This is a genomic window from Tepidiforma sp. (assembly GCF_026419595.1).
Lineage (GTDB): Bacteria > Chloroflexota > Dehalococcoidia > Tepidiformales > Tepidiformaceae > Tepidiforma.
The window spans coordinates 66902-87842 of record NZ_JANZZD010000012.1 but is presented as its reverse complement, the minus strand read 5'-3'; the positions used below and the strand labels follow the sequence as shown (position 1 = coordinate 87842).

Genomic DNA, 20941 nt, shown 5'->3' with positions numbered 1-20941 from the left:
CCCGCCCCCCGCTCCCCGCTTCCCCCCTCCCGCCCCCCGCCTCCCGCCTCCCGCCTCCCGCCTCCCAACTCCCGCCTCCCAACTCCTCTTGCCCCCCTCTCCCCATCCCCGTAGAGTCCCCCCGACAGCTCTCCCGAGGAGGACCGTAGCGGATGGACCCCCAGGTCGAAGCCCTGCTCCAGATGATGGCCGCCCAGGCCGAAGCGGCCGGCGTCCCGCCCCTGTGGGAACTCGAACCCCAGGTCGCCCGCGCCAACGCCGAGGTCTCCTTCCAGGCCTTCAACCAGCCGCTCCCCCAGTCCGTCACCATCACCGACCGCACCATCCCCGGCCCCGCCGGCGAGATTCCGGTCAAAATCTTCACCCCCGCCGGCAGCGGTCCGTTCCCCCTCGTCGTCTACTTCCACGGCGGCGGCTGGGTCATCGGCTCGCCCGCCACGCACACCAAACTCTGCGCCGAACTCGCCGAGGGCGCCGGCGCCGTCGTCGTCAGCGTCCACTACCGCCTCGCGCCCGAGCACACCCCGCCCGCCCAGCTCGATGACTGCGTCGCCGCCGTCCGCTGGGCCGTCGACCACGCCGCCGAACTGAACGCCGACGGCTCCCGCTTCGCCCTCGCCGGCGACAGCGCGGGCGGCAACCTCGCTGCCTGCGCCGCGCTCCGCCTCCGCGACGAAGGGGGCCCGCAGGCGCGCCTCCAGCTCCTCCTCTACGGCGCCCTCTCCGGCAACAACGACCTCCCCTCCGTCCACGAGAACGCCGAGGGCAAAATCCTCACCCGCCAGGCGATGGACTGGTTCTACCGCCACTACCTCTCCGGCGGCGCCGACCCGAAGGACCCCTACATCTTCCCCATCCACGGCAACCTCGCCGGCCTGCCGCCCGCCCACCTCATCGTCGGCACCCTCGACCCCCTGCTCGATGACTCGAAGCTCTACGCGGAGGCCCTCCAGAAGGCCGGCGTCCCCGCGAAGCTCAGCATCTACCAGGACCAGCCCCACATCTTCCTGCAGCTCACCGCCATGCTCGACGGCGGCAAGAAGGGCATGGCCGAGGCCTGCGAAGCCCTCCGCGCCGCTCTCGCCTGAACCGTTCCGCCCCGCTCAGCCCGCAGCGGCCGGTGCGCCAGCGCCGGCCGCCTTCGTTTGCCGGTACGCCCGCCGCCACGGCAGGTAGACCGCCGGCAGCAGCACCGCGAAGACCGCCGCCGTGAACCCGAAGGCCGCCCGGATGCCGACGTCGTCCGTGATGAAGCCCAGCGTCGCCTCCAGGATCCCCACCTGCAGGCTGAACGCCAGCGAGACCACGCTCAGCACCGTCGCCCGGCGGTCGCTCGGCGTCTGCTCATTGATGAACGAATCGAGCGCCGGGCGCACCAGCCCCTGCACCACGGCCGGCACCGCGAACAGCGAAAACGCCGCCACCGAATCCCACACCGCCAGCCCGGCGAACGCCGCTACCACGCTCAGCGAGGCCGCCCCCAGCACCCGCTCCCGTCCCGTCCGGCCGATGAGCCGCCACGCCAGCAGCGCCGCCGCCACCCCCGCCAGCCGCACCGGCGCCTGGAACACCCCGAACCACCCCGTCGGCACCTCGTGCACGATGAGGAACGGCTGCACCAGCACCACGGGTGCGAACGTCACCATCATCATGGCCGTCAGCAGCAGCATCGAGGCCCGCACCGGCCGGTGCGACCAGGCGTACGAAAACCCGCTCCGCACCTGCTCCAGGTATCCCCGCCGCTCGTGCGCCAGCTTCGGCTCCCGCATCAGCAGCGCCATCGCCATCGCCGCCAGGGGCGTCACCGCGCTCACCTGCACCGTGAACGCCATCCCCGCCCATGCCGCCACGAAGCCGCCCAGCACGATCCCCGCCAGCCCCGCCGACATCGTCAGCGCAAACCCGCGCCCCGCGATGCGCGAGAACTCCCCTTCGCGCCCCGCTGCCTTCAGCGAATCGAACACGATCGCCTGGTCCGCCCCGCTCCGGCACGCCTGCGCCACCGCCCACAGCATGTAGTCCGCGAACAGCATCCAGTAGTTCGTCGTCAGCCCGAACCCCAGGATCGTCAGCGAATACACCCCGGCACCGATCGCCAGCACCTTGCTGTGCCCGATCCGGTCCGCCAGTGCCCCGAACGGCGCCTCCAGGCTCGCCACCGCCAGCCAGAACGGCACGTCCATCAGCAGGATGTACTTCAGCTCCAGCCCTCGCTCGACCACCAGGTACTTGATCCAGATGCCGAACCAGAGCCCGAAATCGTTGAAGAAGACGAAGCTGTAGTACAGCCGCGTATTCCGCCGCGCTGCCTGCTCGGGAGTCATAGCGGGCTATCATCCCACCCCGGCCGCCTCCTGTCCCCCGGTAATGCCGACGGCGCGGCGAAGGCCCCCGCAGGAGCCCGCCGCGCCGCCGCTAGCTCGACCGGATCGGCCGCTACGGAATCTGCTGGAGAATCGCGAAAATCCCCGCGCCGATGATCGTCGTGTCGCTCGAAAACGCGATGATGCTCAGCACCAGCACGAACACCGCCAGCCCCGCCAGGTTCGCCATCACCACCTGCGTCGAATCCGCGTTCGTCACCGACTGCGCCGCGTAAATCGCCATCACGAACAGCAGCACGATCGACCCGATCGCGAACACCGGGTACAGCACCGGGATGAACATCAGCAGGCTCAGCGCCAGCGGCCACGCGGCGTACCCCATCGTCCGGAACAGCGACTGCACGTCCGCCGAGGCCTTGTACACCTGCGCCAGCATCACGTACACGATGAGCACCCACACCGCATACAGCGCCGCCATGAACACGCCGCCCAGGATGAACGTGTTCAGCCACGTGTTCTCCGGGCCGAAGTCGAAGTTGAACTCCCAGAAGAGCGTCGCCCCGAGCCCCGCCAGCAGCGACGCAATCGCCGCCACCACCAGCGCCGGCACGAGTTCGTTGACGTTGTCCCGCACCTCATCGAAGACGCTGGTGTCGAACCGCACCAGCCGCAGGACGTGATTCACCATAACGTTCGGGTCCATGCTGCCTCCTGCATGCCTGCCGTTCTGACGAAGGTAAGGAAGCTCACCCCCGGCAGTTGGCGCGCACTATAGCACGCCCGGGACAACATGCGAGCGAAATGATCACCTATCTTCGCGAATGTCGCGAATATTCCGTCCTCAACTCCCGAGCGGCCGCCGCTCCGGCACTCCCGGCCGCCGCGGATACGCCGCCGGGCACGGCCCCGCCTTCCGGAACACCGCCACCCGCACCGTCTCGCTGACCGCCGGCCGCATCGGCGCCACTCCCGCCAGCTCGCACCCGAGCGCCGCGATCGCCGGCCCTGCCGCCGCCAGCTCCTCCTCCAGCCGGCTCCCCTTCGGCAGCGCGATGACGCCCCCCGCGGCCGCCAGCGGCGCCGTGTACTCCAGCACCACCCGCAGCTCCGCCACCGCCCGCGCCGTCACCAGCCCGCACGCCTCCCGCAGCGGTCCCCGCCCCGCCTCCTCCGCTCGCAGTGCGTGCACCGTCACGTTTCCGCAGCCCAGCTCCCGCGCCGCCGACTCGAGGAACCGCGCCCGCTTCTGCAGCGGCTCCACGAGGTGCACCTCCCACCCCGGCCGTGCGCACGCGATGACGAGCCCCGGCCAGCCGCCGCCGCTCCCGATATCCGCGTAGCGCACCACGGCGCGCTCATCCGCCAGGAACCCCTCCGCCAGCCGCAGCAGCTCCAGCGACTCCGCGTACTGCCGGCGCACCGCCGCAGTCCCCTCCACCGCCGTCAGCCGTCCCGCCTCCGGGCTCGCCTGCGCCAGCTCCCAGTGCCGCGCCAGCCGCGGGACCGCCGCCAGCACGCCCGCATCGCCGGCGAACAGCCCCGCCAGGTCATCCCATTCGCTCATCGCCGCCATCCCGCCCGGCACGATCGCGCATCCGGTGGTACACTCGAGACATGACGCAAACGCCTGCGGGCGCTCCTCCCAGGTCCATCCCCCTTCGCGAAGCTCTCCGCGAATTCTCCGCCACCCTCAAGCCTTCGACCAACGACTACGCCAACTACGTCGAAAAGTTCTGCAACGACGTCGGACCCGACCGGCTCACCTCCGACCTCACGCCGGCCATCGTGGAACAGTACGGCGAGCGCAACCTCCGCGCCACCGACCCCAACGGCCAGCGCCGCCTCGACGCGCTCAAGGCCTGGTTCAAGTTCCTCAAGACCCGCAACTACACCGAGAAGAACCTCGGCACGGGCCTCCGCCTTCCCAAGTCGAACGGCCGCACCGCTGGCGCCGCCACCCGCGTCGTCGAAGCCCCGATCGAAATGACCGCCGAGGGCATCGAAGCCCTCAAGCGCGAACTCGCCGACCTCGAGCGCCGCATCCCCGAACTCGTCCGCGCCGTCGAAACCGCCCGGTCCGACGGCGACCTCCGCGAAAACGCGCCCTACCACGCGGCCCGCGAAGCGCTCGCCTTCGCCGAGAACCGCCGCCGCCAGCTCGAAGAATCCCTCAAGCGCGCCGTCGTCGCCGACCGCTCCGACCTCGATGAAGACGTTGCCGCCATCGGTTCCGGCGTCACCGTCACCTTCCTCGAGCGGAACATCCAGGTCACCTACCAGCTCGTCGGCCCGCGCGAAGCCAACCCCGCCGAGAAGAAGATCAGCGTCGAATCCCCCGTCGGCCGCGTCCTCCTCGGCCGCCGCGTCGGGGAAGAGGTCGAAGTCGAAGCCCCACAGGGCATCATGCGCTACCGCATCGACGCCATCATCCACGACCTCTAAGCCCGCCTTCGATTCGCGGGATTCCTCACGCGCCCATCCGGGCTCCGCGCCACCCTCCCCCGGGGTTTCCCCAATCTCTTGGCCGCACGCGCCGCCGAATACTTCCCCCACCACACGGGGGAGAATCCACATGCTCGTCATCGGCGACCTCAAATGCCTCCACTGCGGCTACAGCAGCGGCCGCTGGGTCGGCCCCAAGGGTACTCCGCTCACCGCCGCCGGCCTCCGTCCCCTCCCGCCCGGGCGCGACCCCGCCGAGCACGTCCGCTGCGGCCGCTGCCAGGGGCCCGTCTACCTGGATGACGCCATGCCGGTCGCGAGCTCCTACCGCCTCCGCCGCATCCAGCGCATGCGCGAACAGCTCGCCGCCTTCGATGCACCCCGCCCGAAGCGCGGCCGCGCCGCCTGACCGCCTCTCCGGATCAGCAGCAGTCGTCCTTGTACCCGCACCGCCGGCACACGGCCAGCCGCGACCCCTTGATGTCCAGCATCGCCGAGCCGCACCGCGGGCACACCTGCACCGGGAGCCCCGTCGTCGCCATCCCGCCGATTTCAGCACCCCCGGCGCGTACAGGGAAGCAACTGCGCATCCGCTTGACCGCTTCAGCAGTTGGCCGCACGATGAGGAACGAACACCGCTGAACTCCGGGTCGCACACCCCGCCTCCCGCGTTTTGAGGCCCCGCCGTGAACGGGGCCTCATCCTTTCCCCGCCGTTGCCCGGTTCGGCCCCTCACGGGCGTTCGACCCTCCCGGCGGGCCCCGCTCGGCCCCGACCATAAGCCCGGTCGATGGCACCATCGAACCTGTCGAAGCAACCCGCATCGCTGCCGCCAGCCCGTTTCGGCCTGCGGCACACTGGAATCGACAGGGCCCGGGCCTGCACCGCGACACCCGGGAAGGAGGAATCACCCATGCACCGTTCTCTGCGCCTCGGCCTGCTCGCTGCGGCCGTCGGCATCGCCGCCCTCGTCCTCGCCGCGTGCGGCGGCTCGTCATCGAGCAGCGGCAGCACCGGCGTCGCCGATGGCTCCGATAGCCGCATCCCCGCCGGCGCCCCGCTCGTCGACCAGGACAAGCTCAAGTTCATCCCGGAAACCCTGCGCGTCAAGGTCGGCGAAACCGTCTATTTCAAGAACAGCGAAACCGCCCTCCACACCGTCAACATCGACGGCAAGAACGTCTCCGGCAACATGAAGAAGAACGACGTCTTCACCTGGGTCTTCCAGGAGCCCGGCAGCTACAAGATCACCTGCGACTACCACCCGCAGATGAAGGCCACCATCACCGTCGACCCCTCCTAGGGCCTCAGCCCGGCGTCTTGAGCGCCGTCCCCTCGCCCAGCCGGATCACCACGTCGAACCCGGGCGGCTCGCTGCCGTCCGGGTTCTGCATCTTCAGGTCGAACAGCCCGGTCAGCTTTCCTGCGGTGTACGGCTTCCCCGTCACGTCGTACACCCCCGGCGTCCCCGTCCCGTCGCCCGCCACCACCGTCACCCACGCCGGCGGGATGCCGTACGTCTCGAGATGCGCCACCGCCGCCTTCCCCGCCGCCTGCCCGCCCGGCGGCACCACGAGCGCCACCTTCGGCGCTTCGTCCCGCGCCTGCGGGTCCGCGAGGAACTCGTCGATCACGGCGTACATCTGGTCCCGGTTCGGCAGCAGGATCAGCTGTCCGTCCTCCGAGACGCCCCCGTACATCGCCTTTCCGAGCGAGAACGTCTGGATGTTCCCGAGGTCGATGCTCCGCGCCATCAGCGCATACCCCGGGATGAGCGCGTTGTCGATGTCCGTCCGGAACGCATCCCGGTACGCGCTCCACAGCTCCGGGATCCGCGTGATGTAGCCGAGGCTCACCGCCTTGTCCGCCACCGCCCGGATCACCAGCTGCTGCCGCTCGATCCGCTTCAGGTCGCCGTCGACCCGCACCCGCGAATAGCCCAGCGCCTGCTTCCCGTCCATGTGCTGCCGCCCCGCCTGCACCGTGTTGTTCGGGAACACCTCCAGCACGTCCGTCCCGAAGTCCGAAATCGTCTCCGGCACGTCGATGTCGATGCCGCCCAGCGCATCGATCAGCCGGACGAACCCTTCCCAGTCGATGACGACATAATGATGGATGGTGATGTTCAGGTTGTGCTGCACGGCCGCCACCGCCGCAGCCGGCCCCCCGCCCGGGTACTTGTAGAACTGCCCGTACGAATACGCCGCGTTGATCTTGTTCTCCGCCCATACGCCCGGCGTGTTCCCGTACGGGATCTCCGCCCAGTAATCGCGCGGGATCGCCAGCAGCTCGAGCCGGCCCGCGTGCTTGTCGATGCTCGCCACGAACATCGTGTCGCTCCGGTAGCTCCCGTCCTCCGGCTGCCCCGGGCGCTTGTCGATGCCCAGCACGAGGATGTTCAGCCGAGCGTCCGGCGTCCACGGCTTCGGCCCCGGCGCCGAAACCCCGGGCAGCGAGACGTTCACCCCGATGTCCGTCCCCGGCACGAACGCCGGCACCGACGGCACCGCCACTTCGTTCGCCGGGAACAGGTACTGGTCCACCCGCCCCAGCACGAACACCGCGGCATAGACCGCCGCGCAGAAGCCGATCACAATCCCGGCAACGGCGCCCCGGCGCCGCGTCACCAGCCTGCTCAATCCCCCGCCAGCCTCCAGGGAGGTTGCCCCTCACCTTCTCCGCCGCCTACCGCTCAGTCAAGTAACGACCGCTCCCGGGGTAAAGCCGCCATGTCCCTGCTCATCCGCAACGCCATCCTCGCCGACCCATCGGGCCCGCATCGCGCCGATATCCTCTGCCGCGGCGGCCGCATCGTCGCCATCGGCCGCGACCTCGAGGCGCCGGACGCCGAACTCCTCGATGCCGGCGGCCTCACCGCCGGGCCCGGTTTCATCGACGTCCACGTCCACGGCGGCGGCGGCCACTCCTTCTTCACCGACGCCCCGGAGGCAGTGCGCGCCTACGCCGCCTGGGCGCCGGCCCGCGGCGTCACCGGCTTTCTCGTCTCGACGGCGGCGCCCTCCCACGCCGCCCTCGCCGCCCGGCTCGCGGCCCTCCTGCCCGGGCTCGAAACCGCGCCCGGAGCGGCCGAGCCCCTCGGCTATCACCTCGAAGGCCCCTGGCTCAGCCCGGCCCGCCGCGGCGCGTTCCCTTCCGATTACCTCCGCCGCCCCTCCATCGCCGAGTTCGAAGCCCTCCACGAGGCCGCCGGCGGCCGCATCCGCCAGGTCACCATCGCCCCCGAGCTCCCCGGCGCCCTCCCGCTCATCCACACCATCGCCCGGCTCGGCGCCGTCCCCGCCCTCGGGCACACCGACGCCACCATCGCCGAGTGCCGGCAGGGGTTCGAAGCCGGCATCCGCCACGTCACCCACCTCTTCAACGCCATGCGCCCCTTTCACCAGCGCGAAGGCGGCCCGATCGTCGCCGCCCTCGAAGAGCCCTCCGTCACCTGCGAGCTCATCTTCGACGGCGCCCACGTCGAACCCGATGTCCTCCGCCTCGCGTGGCGGCTCCTCGGCCCGCTCCGCACCGTCATCGTGACCGATAACCTCCACCTCGCCGGCACCGCCGCCCACGGCGACCAGTTCGCCGGCGAGCGCATCGTCGTCCGCGGCGCGCGCGCCCAGCGCCCGGACGGCACCATCGTCGGCAGCGTCGCCACCTTCGATGTGCACCTCCGCAACGCCGTCGACTACCTCGGCATCGACCTCCCGACCGCCTTCCGCCTCGCCAGCACCAACCCCGCCCGCATCGCCGGCGCCGCCGCCCGCAAAGGGCAGCTCGAACCCGGCTTCGATGCCGACATCGTCCTGCTCGACCGCGACCTCGCCGTCGCCGCGACCGTCTGCCGCGGCGTCATCGCCTACCGCCGCGGCTGAGCCCCCGCCCCGGCCCGCAGGAACGGCAGCACCGCGCGCAGGAACGCATCCGGCCGCTCTTCCGCCAGCAGGTGCCCTGCCCGCTCGATGACGATGGCGTCCTGCGCCCCCGGCAGGCTCGCAGCGAGTGCTTCCGCCCGCGCCGGCGGCACCACCACGTCCCGCTCGCCGGTCACCACCAGCGCCGGCGCCGCCACCGCTGCGAGGTCGACCAGCGGCTCCCGCTCCTGCTCCCGCGCCATTTCGCCCACGGCCCGCACCGTCCCCGGGATGAGCAGCGGGTCGATGTACCCCCGCACCACCTCGTCCGTCACGAACCCCGGGTCCGCGACCATCTGCCGCAGCCCCCGCCGGCCGAGCGCGTACATCACCGTCGGCGAGGTCGCCGCCAGCCCGATGAGCCCGAACGCCACCCGCCCGGCGCGCCGCCGCCGGCGGAACTCCAGTCCCTCGCCGGCGCTGACCGACCCCACGAGTACGAGCCGCTCCGCCCGCCCCGGCGCGCGCGCCGCCAGCCGCTGCACCACCGCCCCGCCCATCGAATGCCCGGCGAACGCCGCCCGCTCGATGCCCAGCAGGTCCAGCAGCGCCAGCAGCCGCGCCGCGTGCCGCTCGTGTCCGTAGCCGATGCCGCGCCGCCGGTCGCTCAGCCCGAAGCCCGGCAGGTCCACCGCGATGACCCGGAACTCCTTCGTTAGCTCCGGCACCGCCGCCCGCCAGCTGAACGTGCTCCCCGCGAAGCCGTGGACGAGCACCAGCGGCGGCCCGCTCCCCTCGTCGAGGTAGTGCAGCTGCGCCCCTTCCACCTCCCGCACGAACCCGCGCGGCGCAGGCGGGCGCCACCGCCGCCGGTCCGCGGCCGCCAGCCCGGCCAGCGCCCCGCCGCCCGCTGCCCCGGCCAGCACGGCGCCGCCCAGCAGCCGCCGCGCCCTCACGCCCGCACCCCCGCCAGCAGCCGCCGCAGCTCCCGCAGGCTCGCCGCCATCCGCGGCCCGTACCACCAGAGCAGCTTTCCATCCACGAGCCGCGCCGGCGCGACCGCCGCGAACTCCGCCGCGTGCTCCTCCCGGAACCGGTACGGCTCATCCGGCAGCAGCACCAGCTCCGGCCGCAGCGCCGCGGCCTCCTCCAGCGTCACCTCCGGATACCGCTCTCGCCCCGCCAGCACGTTCACCGCGCCCGCCGCTTCGAGCACCGAACTCCCGTACGTCCTGCCGCCCAGCCCCAGCAGCGGTTTCCGCCAGATCGGCACGAACACCCGCACCGGCGGCCCCGGCAGCGGCTCGGCCAGCACCTCCCGCACCCCGGCCGTCAGCGCCGCCGCCTCCGCCGCGCGCCCCAGCGCCCGCCCGATCTCCGCGATCGCCCCCAGCGCCTCCTCGACCGAATCGATCGCCGTCACCATCACGCGCAGCCCGCGCGCCTCGAGCGCCTCGACGTCCTCCCGCCGGTTCTCCTCGCGGTTCGCCACCACCAGGTCCGGCCGCAGCGCGGCGATGCCCGCGATGTCCGGGTCCTTCGTCCCGCCGAAGGCCGGCACCCGCGCCGCCATCTCCCGCGGCTCGGTACAGAACCGCGTCCGCCCGGCGAGCGCTCCCGGGTCCAGCGCCCACACCAGCTCCGTCAGGCTCGGCACGAGGCTCACCAGGCGCATCGCCGTCATTATCGCCCACCCGCAGACGCCGCGAAGGGGGCCGGCCCACGCCAGCCCCCTTCGGGACGCGTGCCCTTTCGGGATCGCCTCAGTTCGTCGGCGGCGTCCCCAGCGTGACGTCCGCGCTCAGCTTCTTCCCGTCGCGGTAGAACTCGACCGTCACCTTCTGGCCCGCCTGGTTCTTGATGAGCGCCACCGCGAGGTCCGCCTCGTTGTTCACCTCCACGCTCCCCACCTTCACGATGACGTCTTTCGCCTGCAGCCCGGCCTGCGCCACCGGGCCGCCCGGCACCACCGTCTGGATGACGACGCCGCCCTCGTTCTCCGGGATGCCCAGCTGCCGCGCCACTGCCGGCCGCAGCGCCTCGAACCCCTGGATGCCGAGGTAGCCCCGGTTCACCCGGCCCTGCGCCTTCAGCTGCTCATAAATCGCTTTCACGATGTCCGACCCCACCGCGAACCCGATGCCCGGCGCCTGCTCGCCCGTCGTCGGGTCCGGCGCAATCGCCGTGTTCACCCCGACCACCTTCCCGGTCATGTCCAGCAGCGGCCCGCCGCTGTTCCCGTGGTTGATCGCCGCGTCGGTCTGCACCGAACCGAAAATCGCCGCGTTCGTCCCTTCGTTGATGACCCGGTTCTTCTGGCTGATGATGCCCCGCGTCACGCTGAAGCTCCCGCCTTCGCCGCCCTGCAGGTCCAGCGCGAACCCCATCGCTACCACGTCCTGCCCCACCTGCACATCCGCGAGGTTCGCGAACTCGAGCGCCTTCAGCCCGCTGGCATCGATCTTCAGCAGCGCGATATCCGCCCGCGTATCCGCGCCGACCACCCGGGCCGGGTACTGCGCCCCGTCGCTCGTCGTCACCGTGATCGTGCTCGCCAGCCGCCCCGTCGACCCCGTCACCACGTGCGCGTTCGTGATGATGTAGCCGTCCGGGTCGACCACGAACCCCGAGCCCACGCCCGAATTCGTCTGAATCCGCACGATCGCCGGCTCCGCATACTGCACCAGCTCCGCCGTCGTCATCTGCCCCGCGGGCAGCGAGGTCGGCTGCGAGCGCGTCACCGTCGCCGTTGCCGCCGAACCGTTCCCCGCCGTGGCCGCCGGCTGGCCCGCCGGGTTCGCATCCGAACAGGCCGCCCCGCCGAGCAGCGCGAGGCTCGCCACCCCCGCCGCCAGCATCATCTTCAGTTTCATCCGAATCACTCCTCAGGTACTGTCACCAGTCTCCCCGCCGTCTCCGGAGTCCACGGTAAAGATCAAAGGGCCCTTTCGATTGCACCGGTAAAGCGCCTCGCCCCCATCACGCAACCGTGTATCATCCCTCCCCGAAGGGACATCGCCCCGCGATGGATGGCAATCCAACGCCCGCCGGTATACGTAACATCGATCGAGCCGTCGAATTCCCGCGCCCCGCAGGCGCCGAACTCGCCGGCCGCACCGAATGGACCGACGAGGCCCTCATGCTCGCCATCCTCGAACGCGACCAGCACGCCTTCGCCGTCCTCTACGACCGCTACGTCGACCTCGTCTACTCCGCCGCCTACCGCATCCTCGGCGACGCCGGCCTCGCCGAAGATACGGTGCAGGACGTCTTCGTCCGCCTCTGGCGCCGCCCCGAAACCTTCATCGCCGAGCGCGGCCGCTTCATCAGCTGGCTCATGAGCGTCACCCGCCACCGCGCCCTCGATGAGCTCCGCGCCCGCGGCCGCCGCTGGAAGCGCGAAGGCGGCCCCCTCGGCGACCCCGTCGAATCCGCCGAGCCCGTCTTCCACCCCGGCGACCCCGACCCTTCCGCCTCCGCCGAGCTCGCCGAAGAGCGCGCCGCCGTCCGCCGCGCCCTCGAGTCCCTCCCCGCCGACCAGCGCCGCGCCCTCGAACTCGCCTACTTCGGCGGCCTCACCCAGCAGGAGATCGCCGCCTACCTCCACGAGCCGCTCGGCACCATCAAGACGCGCATCCGCCTCGGCATGCAAAAGCTCCGCCGCGGCCTCGAACGCCATCGCTAGAGCGCGCCCCATGCTTGGCGAACACCTCACCCAGGAACAGGCTGACGAATACGCCATCGGCTCCCTCGAACCGGAGCTCGAGCGCGCCATCGCCCTCCACCTCGCCGAGTGCCCGGTCTGCCGCGATATCGTCCGCGACGCCGAGCGGCTGGCTGCCCTCCTCGCCGTCAGCCAGCCCGTCCGCCGCGCCTCCCCGCGCCTCCGCCAGCGCGTCCTCACCGCCGCCGGCATCCGCAAGCCCGGCCCCGCTTGGCGCGCCTTCACCATCGGCCGCGCCGCCGCAGGGCTCGCCGCTATCATCGTCGCCGCCGGAGCCTTCTCCGGCATGCTCGGCCTCCGCACCCAGGTCAACGCCCTCCGCTCCCAGAACGCCGACCTCCAGCGCCAGATCGACGAGGCGCTCTCCCAGAAGGTCGCCCTCGCCGCCCTCACCCAGAAGCTCAAAGACCAGGAAGCCGTCGCCGCCGAACTCCGCGAAACCCTGAAGTCCGACTCGGAACTCTTCATCGCGCTCATCTCGCCCAGCAGCCAGGTCGCCGCTGTCGTCTCAGTCGACCCGAGCCGCGGCTCCATCGGCCGCCTCGTCTGGGACGACGACCAGAAGCGGGTCTGGTTCGTCGCCAGCCAGCTCCGCCAGCTGCCGCCCGGCGAAACCTACCAGCTCTGGGTCAACTCCGGCGGCCGGTACTACTCCCTCGGCACCTTCGCGCCCGACGATGCCGGCTTCGCCCGCTACGAAACCCGCCTCCCCGAGGGCATCACCAGCTACGATACCGCCGTCGTCACCATCGAACGCGCCGGCGGCAGCCCCACCCGCGAAGGGCCGGCCGTCTTCTTCGTCACCGACCTCTCCCGCCTGACCCGCAACTGACCCGCGATCAGCCGGGCCCCGGCGCCATCGGCCCCCGCCGCTGCATGTGCTTCCGGTCCCGCGCGTACTGCTGCGCCAGCCGGAACTGGATGACCGCCAGCACCGACTCCCGCGTCAGCTGCGGGTAGGTCGCCAGGATCGCCTCCACCTCTTCCCCGCGGTCGACCGCGTCCAGCACCTCCTGCGCCGCGATCCGCGTCCCCTTCACCACCGGCCGCCCGCCCAGCACGGCTGCGTCCGACACCACGTACTCCCGCCAGTCCAGCCTGCTCATCCCCAGGCCTCCCGAATCAAGAGTGCCAGGACGACGATGGCGAGCACCGCCAGCCCCAGCCCGGCAGCCTTCAGCGTCGCGCGCTGGTCCGAAGTCAGCAAGCCCCGCGCCTCCGGCTCCTCCCGCTCGAGGTTCGGCCCCTCGCCCGCCTCCTCCAGCACCGCCTGCGCGGCCGCGAGCTGCTCCGCCCGCACGCGCACCAGCCACGTGCCGCCCAGCGGGAAGGTCACCGCCCGGTAGGGCGTCTGCGACCCCTCGACCAGCGCCGCGATCCCGGCCGCCCGCAGCAGCCCGGCGGCCAGCTCCGCATCCACCTCCGTCGCCCCGCGCCAGGCGACCACCCACGGCTCACCGGCCAACGCCGCAGCGCCTCAGGCCGGCACCGGAACGTCCAGCCGGTGCCGCCGCAGCTCCGCCATCACCTTCGCGCCGGTCGTCTCGTCCGGCTCCACCACCGGCAGCCGCGGCGCCCCGATGGCGAAGCCCAGCTGCCGCAGCACATACCGGATCGTGCTCGGGCTCCCGTTCAGGAAGCACGCATCCGTCACCCGGCAGAGCGCCAGGTGAATCGCTGCCGCCTCCTGCAGCCGCCCGGCCAGCACCGCCTCCAGCATCGCCCGCTGCTGCCGCGCCACGATGTGCGCCGTCACGCTGATCGCACCCCACGCCCCCATGCACCACAGGTGGAAATTGTCGTTGTCGTTGCCGCTCCAGATCTTGAACCCGGGCGCCGCCTCCATCACCGCCGCCGTGTGCCGCAGGTCGCCGTTCGCCTCCTTGTTGCCGATGACGTTCGGCAGCTCCGCGCACCGCAGGATCGTCTCGGCCGTCATCCCCGTCCCCACGCGGCCCGGCACGTTGTACAGGATGACCGGCAGGCTCGTGCTCTCCGCGATCGCCTTGAAGTGCCGGTAGATCCCCTCCTGCGAGGGCTTCAGGTAGTACGGCACCACCGCCAGGATGGCGTCGGCCCCCGCCCGCTCGGCCAGCTTCGCGAGATGCACCGAATGGCGGGTGTCGTTCGTGCCGGCCCCGGCCACCACCGTCGCCCCGCCCAGCTCCTGCTTCACCTCCGCCCAGAGCGCGTACTTCTCATCGTCGCTCAGCAGCGGCGCCTCGCCCGTCGTCCCCGTCACCACGACGCCGTCGTTCCCGTTCTCCACCAGCAGGCGCGCCAGCCGCCGCGCCCCCGCGAGGTCCACCGCTCCATCCTCCCCGTACGGCGTCACCATCGCCGTCAGCAGCCGTCCCGGCTCGCCCATCGCGCTACCTCCTTCGAACGTCCCTCCATTCTACGCCGCCGCTGCGTCCCGGCCCCCCGTCACGCAGTTTCCCGCCGCTTCACCGGGAATTTACCCGCCCGCGGTCGAACCGCAACGCTCCCCCGTCGAACCTGAACATGCGCCCCTACGGAGGAACCCGATGACACGCCTCGTTCGCCCCTTCGCCAGCACCTGGAAGGTCACCATCCTCGCGCTGGCCCTCGTCGCCTCGTCGCTCGGTCTCTCCTTCGCCTTCGCCGGCTCGAGCACCGCCACGCTCGCCCCCGGCGACAGCCTCACCGTCCGCTGCGAAGGCGGCACCCGCCTCAACGCCACGCGCCTCACGACCCGCGAGGTGCGGCTCGACTGCACCGGGCCGACCGCGACGCCGACCCCGACGCGCTCCGCGACCGCGACCCCCACCCGCACGCCGACGCCGACGCGAACCCCGGCGGCGACGCCCACGCCGACCCGCACGGCCACCCCGCCGCCTTCCACCGGGGCCGTCGGCCGCTGCGGCGAACCGATGGACCGCTGGCACCCGCCCGTCGTCACCGGCCCCGACGGCCGTCCGTGCAATACCGGCCACGAACACGGCGATGAGCCGCCCGCGTGGATCGCCGCTGCCGGCTACACCGTCTCCTTCTCTGGCCCCTTCAACACCTCTCCATCCGAAAACGTCGAGAAGCACGCCGCCATGAAGGGCTTCGCCACCCGCCTCAACGGCGTCGATATCTACTTCCGCGTCCACGCCGCCTCCAACCCGCTCGACCGCATGGCCCGCTACCACTCCTACCAGGTCTGGGCCCGCGACCCCTCCGGCAACGTCTCCTTCTGGCAGGGCTGGTACAACTCCGGCGACCCCCGCCCCGCTTCTGAAGGCGGCTCCCGCGTCCCGCGCCGCATCATCGCCACCCCCGCCGAAGACCAGCGCCCCATCGTCGCCGTCTGCGATGCCACCTCCATCGCCCAGGGCATCGGCTGCGAACAGTGGTACTCCGCCCCCGGCGAACCCGACTGGTCGTGGGACTTCGGCTGGACCATCTGCGGCGCCACCACGCTCTACACCCCCGGCGAAAACGCCACCGCCTACGACATGAGCACCTGGATCCCCACCGGCGAAACCGGCAACACCCGCCGCCTCGAAGCCGCCTGGTACGCCTTCCGCAACCCCGTCCGCGGCGCCTTCGTCGCCACCCAGTTCGGCGAAATCGTCTCCGGCCATAGCGACCCCCGCTGCTCCGGCACCACCACCCGCTACGGCGTCACCTACCAGAACGTCTGCCTCGACCAGTACATCGCTCCCACCATGCCCACCGTCGCCTTCCCCGGCAACGCCGACCAGAAAACCTACCCGGACCCGGGCGTCACCATCCCGAACTGACGCGCGGCCGGGGGCGCCGGTCCCCGTATCGCGAAGCGGCCCCGGCATCACTGCCGGGGCCGCTTCGTGCGCGGGAGCGCACTCCAGGGGGAGAGAACCAGCTTTACTGCTGCGCTGGCGTCAGCGTGCTCGAAGGCGTCATCGGCGCACCCGTGCCCTTCGGGCCGCGGCCGAAGCCCTTGCCGAGGCCCTTGAACGGCCCGCCCTCGTTCACGAACTTCGTGATCATCTCGGCCGCCTTCGCCTTCGCCTGGTCGGCCTGCTCCTGCGTCATCTTCCCGTTCGCGACCGCCTCGTCGATCTTCGCGTTCGCCTCAGCCGTCAGCGCGTCGATGACCGCCTGCGTCTTGTCGCCCGCGATCTGCGCCAGCGTCTCGCCGGCCGCCAGCCGCTGCCGGAGCGTCGCCTCATCGATGCCAAGCACCCCGGCGACCGTCTCCAGGCTGCCGAAGCCCTTGAAGCCGCGGCCGTACTCCTTGCCCTCGACATGGTCGCCCGGCGTCGAATTCAGGAACTGGTCGATCTTCGCCCCGGCGTCAGCCAGCCGCTGGTCGGCCTGCTCCTGCGTCAGCTTGCCGTTCGTCACCGCCTGGTCGAGCTTCGACTTCAGCGCGTCCAGCGCCTGCTGCTTGGCCTGCGCCGCCGTCACGTCGCCGTACTGGTCGAGGATCTGGCCCCAGGTCAGCCCCGCGGCCTTCCCGTCGGCAATCTCCTGCGCCGTCAGCCCGGTGTCCTTCAGCAGGCCCCGCAGGCCGATGCCGAGGCCGTGCCCGGCGCAGTCCTTCGGCGTCGTGCCGTCGCTCTGCGTCGAAGGCGTCGGCGTGGTGCCGCTGTCCTGGGCGAAGGCCGCGCTGCCGAAGCCGATCACGCTGACCGCGATCACGCTCGCCACGCCCACCGAAACCAGCCGGCTGTCTCGAATCGAGAACTTCATGGCTCTTTCTGCTCCTCTGGTGAGGGGATGATGCAGCGGTCGTCCCGCCGCTCACCATTGCTATGGCGCGGCCCCTCCCGGGGGTGACGCGCCAGCCGGGCCGCCAGTCAGGCCGCCTTTACCGGTGCCGCTCCACCCAGCGGCCGCGGAACACCAGCAGCGCCCCCTCCCGCACCGCCACCTCCGCACGCGTGCCCGTGAGCTCGTTGTGCACACCCCGCGGGCTGAATGGCAGGTCTTCGTCCCGCAGCTCCCACCGCAGCCCCCGCGTCGTCACGCCCCGGCATCCGCCCGGCGCAATTAGCGACACTACCGTCCCCGGCTCGCCCGCGACCTCCGTCCGCCCCCGCACCAGCCACACCGCGAACAGGTCGTCGTGCAGCACCACCTCGTGCTCGCCGAACAGCACCAGCACCGAAAGGTTCGCCAGCGCATGGTCCCCCCTTCCCCCGCCCGCCGCCGCCACGTCCACCGCCGCCGCTCCTTGCGCCAGCGCGAACCGAATCGCCTTCTCCAGGTCCGTCGTCTCCGGGTCCGCGTCCCGCACGAACCGCTCCCGCGGGATCGGCGCCGCCGGGAACTGGTCCATCGTGTCGAGGTCGCCCACCACCCAGTCGGGCGTCACGCCCGCATCCAGCGCGAGCAGCGCGCCGCCATCCGCCGCCACCACCAGCCCGGCCCCGGCCGCCAGCTCCCGCAGCAGCCCCGCCGACGGCGGCTCCCCGTGCGCGATGACCAGCGCCCGCATGCCCCCATTCAACCGCCGCCGCGCCCACCGCGCGAGCCCGCGTCCGCTGGCAGTAGCCGTCTCCTCATGCTACCGTGGCTCCAGCCGCTCACGAATCGTAAGGAGAACCGCGCATGCCAGTATCCATCCCCGCCTCCCACCGCGACCTCTTCGAAAAGCCCAACTTCGGCCACCTCGCCACCCTCATGCCCGACGGCTCGCCGCAGGTCACCCCTGTCTGGGTCGACATCGAGGGTGACACCATCATCTTCAACACCGCCGAAGGCCGCGTGAAAACCCGCAACCTCGACCGCGACGGCCGTGTCGCCATCTCCGTCGCCGACCAGCAGAACCCCTACCGCTACATCCAGGTCCGCGGCCGCGTCGTCAGCCGCACGCGCGACGGCGCCGATGCCCACATCGACAAGCTCGCGAAGAAGTACCTCGGGCAGGACCGCTACCCCTTCCGCCAGCCCGGCGAACAGCGCGTCATCTACCGCATCCAGCCCGAGCACGTCCAGGTCAACGGCTGACCGTCCCCGTGCGCTGGCTCCCGGTGCCGCCCCGCGCTAGCATCGGGAGCCATGCGCATCCTCCTTCTCGGCGCGAACGGCCAGCTCGGCTCCGATATCGCCCGCCTCTGGGCCGGCCAGCCCGGCATCGACCTCCTCACCGCTACCCGCGCCGACGCCGACGTCACCGACCTCGCCGCCGTCCGCGCCCTCGTCGAGCGCACCCGGCCCGGCCTCGTCATCAACACCACCGCCTTCCACAACCTCCCCCTCTGCGAGCAGGACCCGGTCACCGCGATGACGGTCAACGTCGCCGGCGGCTGGAACGTCGCCACCGCCGCCCGCGAGGCCGGCGCCGCCGTCGTCCAGTTCTCCACCGATTACGTCTTCGACGGCGAGAAGCGCACGCCCTACCTCGAAACCGACGCCCGCCGCGCCCTCAACATCTACGGCGCCGCCAAGATCGCCACCGAAGACGCCGTCCGCATCGCCAACCCCGACCACCTCATCGTCCGCGTCTCCGGCCTCTACGGCCTCGCCGGCTCCGCCGGGAAGGGCGGCAACTTCGTCGAAACGATGCTTCGCCTCGCCCGCGAAGGCCAGCCCATCCGCGTCGTCGCCGACCAGGTCACCGCCCCCACCAACACCGCCGAAATCGCCGAGGGCCTCCTCCCGCTCCTCCGCGACGGCCTCCGCGGCACCATCCACCTCGCGGCCGGCGGCGAAACCTCGTGGTACACCTTCGCCCGCACGATCTTCGAGCTCCGCGGCCTCACCCCCGACTGCTCCCCGACCACCACCGCCGAGTTCGGCGGCCCGGTCCGGCGCCCCCTCTACAGCGTCCTCGGCTCCGCCCGCGTCCCCCGCCTCCGCCACTGGCGCGACGGTCTCGAACGCTACCTCCGCGAGAAGCACGGCGCCCTGTCCTGAATCCGGCATCTTCCGTACCATCCGCTACCATGCGGGCCAGGCATGGCCCGGTCGGAGGCCCCATGCGCATCCTCGTCACCGGCGGCGCCGGCTACATCGGCAGCGTTCTCGTTCCCAAACTCCTCGCCCGCGGCCACCAGGTCCGCGTCGTCGACCGCATGTTCTGGGGGCTCCCCCACTACGCCGATGAGCCCGGCGTCGAACTCGTCAACGCCGACATCCGCCGCCTGCCCGAAGGCGTCTTCGACGGCATCGACGCCGTCGACCACCTGGCCGGCTTCTCCAACGACCCGACCGCCGAGTTCAGCCCCGAAGCCAACTGGCAGATGAACGCCTCGGCCACCGACACCATCGCCCGCCAGTGCATCGCGGCCGGCGTCCGCCGCCTCGTCTTCGGCTCCTCCTGCTCCCTCTACGACGGCGCCCCCGACGTCGAAACCCTCCTCGACGAGTCCTCCCCCCTCGCCCCCCGCGGCGCCTACGCCACCTCCAAGCACTACTCCGAACAGGCCCTCCTCGCCCACGCCGGCCCCGACTTCGAACCCGTCATCCTCCGCCAGGCGACCGTCTTCGGCCTCAGCCCCCGGATGCGCTTCGACCTCGTCCTCAACACCTTCGTCAAGGACGCCCTCGTTCGCCAGCGCCTGATCCTCCACGGCGGCGGCCGCATGTGGCGCCCCCTCGTCAGCGTGCAGGATCTCGCCGACGCCCACGTCGCCGTCCTCGAAGCCCCCTCCGAGCTCGTCGCCGGCGAAACGTTCAACGTCGTCGGCGACAACTACCAGATCCGCGACCTCGCCGAAGTCGTCGCCGCCGCCCTCGTCAAGCTCGGCCAGCCCGTCGCCCTCGTCGATGGCCCCCTCCCCAACCTCGTCCGCAACTACCGCTGCTCCGGCGAAAAGCTCAAGCAGCGCCTCGGCCTCCAGCTCCCGACCACCGCCGCCGACGCCGTCGCCGAGCTCGTCGAAACCTTCCGCACCGTCCCCGTCGAACAGCTCGGCCACCCGAAGTACTACAACATCGCCTGGATGCAGCTCCTCGAGCAGGTCCGCCCCGCATACCAGGCCTCCAACCGCATCTTCGAACCGTTCGAGGAGGAGTAGCCGCCTGTGGACATCCACGTCTCGACCACCCCGCTCGAAGGCGTCCTGGTCATCGATACCGACTTCTTCCGCGATGAGCGCGGCTTCTTCATCGAGGTCTACCACGAACAGCGCTTCCGCGAGCACGGCCTCCCCACCAACTTCGTCCAGGACAACCACTCCCGCTCCGGCAAGGCCGTCCTCCGCGGCTTCCACTACCAGGACATGACGGCCCCCATGGGCAAGCTCGTCCGCTGCACCTATGGCGCCATCCTCGATGTCGCCCTCGACCTCCGCGTCGGTTCGCCCACCTTCGGCAAGTACTTCGCCATCGAACTCACCGCCGAGAACATGCGCCAGCTCTGGGTGCCGCCCGGCTTCGGCCACGCCTTCCTCACCCTCAGCGAGGCCGCCGAAGTCCAGTACAAGTGCACCGGCCTCTACACCCCGCCCTCCGAAGGCACCGTCGCCTGGAACGACCCCGATGTCGGCGTCGACTGGCCCATCCAGTCGCCCGTCCTCTCCCAGCGCGACCAGAACGGCATGAGCCTCCGCCAGTACCTCGAGAAGCCCGCCTTCCGCTACGGCGAATGCTGAGCTCCGCCCTTCCCGCCGCTTGACCCGCCCCGGCCGCGCCCGGCGGTATCCTTCCGC

At 71.4% G+C, this 20941-nt stretch carries 24 protein-coding genes; 12 read left to right on the top strand and 12 right to left on the bottom strand.

Annotated elements, in window-relative coordinates; translation table 11 throughout:
- The first annotated feature begins 152 nt into the window (after window positions 1-152).
- Window positions 153-1088 carry an alpha/beta hydrolase gene (locus N2041_RS08360; RefSeq protein ID WP_297677713.1) on the top strand — a complete coding sequence of 312 codons (936 nt, stop codon included), beginning with the start codon at window positions 153-155 and terminating at the stop codon, window positions 1086-1088.
- A 15-nt stretch (window positions 1089-1103) separates the two neighbouring features.
- On the opposite strand, the gene N2041_RS08355 is transcribed toward N2041_RS08360, so the two are convergent.
- From N2041_RS08355 to N2041_RS08345, 3 genes are all read right to left on the bottom strand, one after another.
- Window positions 1104-2324 carry an MFS transporter gene (locus tag N2041_RS08355; RefSeq protein ID WP_297677711.1) on the bottom strand — a complete coding sequence of 407 codons (1221 nt, stop codon included), beginning with the start codon at window positions 2322-2324 and terminating at the stop codon, window positions 1104-1106.
- Between the two features lie 112 nt (window positions 2325-2436).
- Window positions 2437-3027 (bottom strand): YIP1 family protein, encoded by a 591-nt coding sequence (locus tag N2041_RS08350; RefSeq protein ID WP_297677709.1) that lies wholly within the window; start codon window positions 3025-3027, stop codon window positions 2437-2439.
- Between the two features lie 138 nt (window positions 3028-3165).
- Window positions 3166-3888 (bottom strand): 16S rRNA (guanine(527)-N(7))-methyltransferase RsmG, encoded by a 723-nt coding sequence (locus N2041_RS08345; RefSeq protein WP_297677707.1) that lies wholly within the window; start codon window positions 3886-3888, stop codon window positions 3166-3168.
- A gap of 50 nt (window positions 3889-3938) precedes the next feature.
- Here N2041_RS08345 and greA point away from each other — a divergent pair, with 50 nt between their 5' ends.
- The 3 genes from greA to N2041_RS08330 all read left to right on the top strand — a co-directional run bounded on the left by greA (window position 3939) and on the right by N2041_RS08330 (window position 6069).
- A complete protein-coding gene (greA, locus tag N2041_RS08340; RefSeq protein ID WP_297677705.1) occupies window positions 3939-4766 on the top strand; it encodes a transcription elongation factor GreA in 828 nt (275 codons plus the stop codon).
- A 130-nt stretch (window positions 4767-4896) separates the two neighbouring features.
- Window positions 4897-5175, top strand: a complete 279-nt coding sequence (locus tag N2041_RS08335; RefSeq protein ID WP_297677703.1) for a hypothetical protein — start codon at window positions 4897-4899, stop codon at window positions 5173-5175.
- Between the two features lie 504 nt (window positions 5176-5679).
- Complete coding sequence (locus N2041_RS08330) at window positions 5680-6069, top strand: cupredoxin domain-containing protein (RefSeq protein ID WP_297677701.1); 390 nt, start codon at window positions 5680-5682, stop codon at window positions 6067-6069.
- 4 nt (window positions 6070-6073) lie between these two features.
- On the opposite strand, the gene N2041_RS08325 is transcribed toward N2041_RS08330, so the two are convergent.
- A complete protein-coding gene (locus N2041_RS08325) occupies window positions 6074-7393 on the bottom strand; it encodes an LCP family protein (protein WP_297677699.1) in 1320 nt (439 codons plus the stop codon).
- Window positions 7394-7495: 102 nt separating this feature from the next.
- Here N2041_RS08325 and nagA point away from each other — a divergent pair, with 102 nt between their 5' ends.
- Complete coding sequence (nagA, locus tag N2041_RS08320; RefSeq protein ID WP_297677697.1) at window positions 7496-8647, top strand: N-acetylglucosamine-6-phosphate deacetylase; 1152 nt, start codon at window positions 7496-7498, stop codon at window positions 8645-8647.
- Here nagA and N2041_RS08315 read toward each other — a convergent pair.
- From N2041_RS08315 to N2041_RS08305, 3 genes are all read right to left on the bottom strand, one after another.
- Complete coding sequence (locus N2041_RS08315; RefSeq protein WP_297677696.1) at window positions 8632-9582, bottom strand: alpha/beta hydrolase; 951 nt, start codon at window positions 9580-9582, stop codon at window positions 8632-8634. The two genes, nagA and N2041_RS08315, sit on opposite strands and share 16 nt — an antisense overlap.
- Window positions 9579-10310: a helical backbone metal receptor gene (locus N2041_RS08310; protein ID WP_297677694.1), complete on the bottom strand. Its 732-nt coding sequence runs from the start codon at window positions 10308-10310 to the stop codon at window positions 9579-9581. The genes N2041_RS08315 and N2041_RS08310 overlap by 4 nt, the downstream gene beginning before the upstream one ends.
- Window positions 10311-10389: 79 nt before the next feature.
- On the bottom strand, window positions 10390-11499 hold the full coding sequence (locus tag N2041_RS08305; RefSeq protein ID WP_297677692.1) for a trypsin-like peptidase domain-containing protein: 1110 nt from the start codon (window positions 11497-11499) through the stop codon (window positions 10390-10392).
- 152 nt (window positions 11500-11651) lie between these two features.
- Here N2041_RS08305 and N2041_RS08300 point away from each other — a divergent pair, with 152 nt between their 5' ends.
- Both N2041_RS08300 and N2041_RS08295 read left to right on the top strand, forming a co-directional pair.
- Complete coding sequence (locus N2041_RS08300; protein WP_297677690.1) at window positions 11652-12311, top strand: sigma-70 family RNA polymerase sigma factor; 660 nt, start codon at window positions 11652-11654, stop codon at window positions 12309-12311.
- A 10-nt stretch (window positions 12312-12321) separates the two neighbouring features.
- Window positions 12322-13182, top strand: a complete 861-nt coding sequence (locus tag N2041_RS08295) for an anti-sigma factor (protein WP_297677688.1) — start codon at window positions 12322-12324, stop codon at window positions 13180-13182.
- 7 nt (window positions 13183-13189) lie between these two features.
- On the opposite strand, the gene N2041_RS08290 is transcribed toward N2041_RS08295, so the two are convergent.
- Genes N2041_RS08290 through dapA form a run of 3 tightly spaced genes read right to left on the bottom strand, consistent with a single transcriptional unit; the run spans window position 13190 to window position 14718 of the window.
- Window positions 13190-13456 carry a DUF433 domain-containing protein gene (locus N2041_RS08290; protein WP_270055570.1) on the bottom strand — a complete coding sequence of 89 codons (267 nt, stop codon included), beginning with the start codon at window positions 13454-13456 and terminating at the stop codon, window positions 13190-13192.
- The gene (locus tag N2041_RS08285; protein ID WP_297677685.1) at window positions 13453-13815 is read right to left on the bottom strand and encodes a DUF2007 domain-containing protein; all 363 of its coding nucleotides are present in this window, start codon (window positions 13813-13815) and stop codon (window positions 13453-13455) included. The genes N2041_RS08290 and N2041_RS08285 overlap by 4 nt, the downstream gene beginning before the upstream one ends.
- Before the next feature lie 12 nt (window positions 13816-13827).
- Window positions 13828-14718 (bottom strand): 4-hydroxy-tetrahydrodipicolinate synthase, encoded by an 891-nt coding sequence (gene dapA, locus N2041_RS08280; RefSeq protein ID WP_297677683.1) that lies wholly within the window; start codon window positions 14716-14718, stop codon window positions 13828-13830.
- A gap of 160 nt (window positions 14719-14878) precedes the next feature.
- Between dapA and N2041_RS08275 the strand changes: the two genes are divergently transcribed.
- Entirely contained in the window at window positions 14879-16102 is a 1224-nt protein-coding gene (locus N2041_RS08275; RefSeq protein WP_297677681.1) for a hypothetical protein, read from the top strand.
- 103 nt (window positions 16103-16205) lie between these two features.
- Here the strand turns inward: N2041_RS08275 and N2041_RS08270 are convergent, their stop codons facing one another.
- Together N2041_RS08270 and N2041_RS08265 are read right to left on the bottom strand one after the other, a co-directional pair.
- Entirely contained in the window at window positions 16206-17036 is an 831-nt protein-coding gene (locus N2041_RS08270) for a hypothetical protein (protein WP_297677679.1), read from the bottom strand.
- 118 nt (window positions 17037-17154) lie between these two features.
- A complete protein-coding gene (locus N2041_RS08265; RefSeq protein ID WP_297677677.1) occupies window positions 17155-17784 on the bottom strand; it encodes a thiamine diphosphokinase in 630 nt (209 codons plus the stop codon).
- A gap of 113 nt (window positions 17785-17897) precedes the next feature.
- Here N2041_RS08265 and N2041_RS08260 point away from each other — a divergent pair, with 113 nt between their 5' ends.
- The 4 genes from N2041_RS08260 (at window position 17898) to rfbC (ending at window position 20884) form a co-directional block, all read left to right on the top strand.
- Window positions 17898-18296, top strand: coding sequence for a PPOX class F420-dependent oxidoreductase (locus N2041_RS08260; protein WP_297677675.1), 399 nt, complete (start codon window positions 17898-17900; stop codon window positions 18294-18296).
- A 51-nt stretch (window positions 18297-18347) separates the two neighbouring features.
- On the top strand, window positions 18348-19205 hold the full coding sequence (gene rfbD, locus N2041_RS08255; protein WP_297677673.1) for a dTDP-4-dehydrorhamnose reductase: 858 nt from the start codon (window positions 18348-18350) through the stop codon (window positions 19203-19205).
- Window positions 19206-19267: 62 nt separating this feature from the next.
- Window positions 19268-20308, top strand: a complete 1041-nt coding sequence (locus N2041_RS08250; RefSeq protein ID WP_297677671.1) for an NAD(P)-dependent oxidoreductase — start codon at window positions 19268-19270, stop codon at window positions 20306-20308.
- Between the two features lie 12 nt (window positions 20309-20320).
- Complete coding sequence (rfbC, locus tag N2041_RS08245) at window positions 20321-20884, top strand: dTDP-4-dehydrorhamnose 3,5-epimerase (protein WP_367187708.1); 564 nt, start codon at window positions 20321-20323, stop codon at window positions 20882-20884.
- Window positions 20885-20941: the final 57 nt, after the last annotated feature.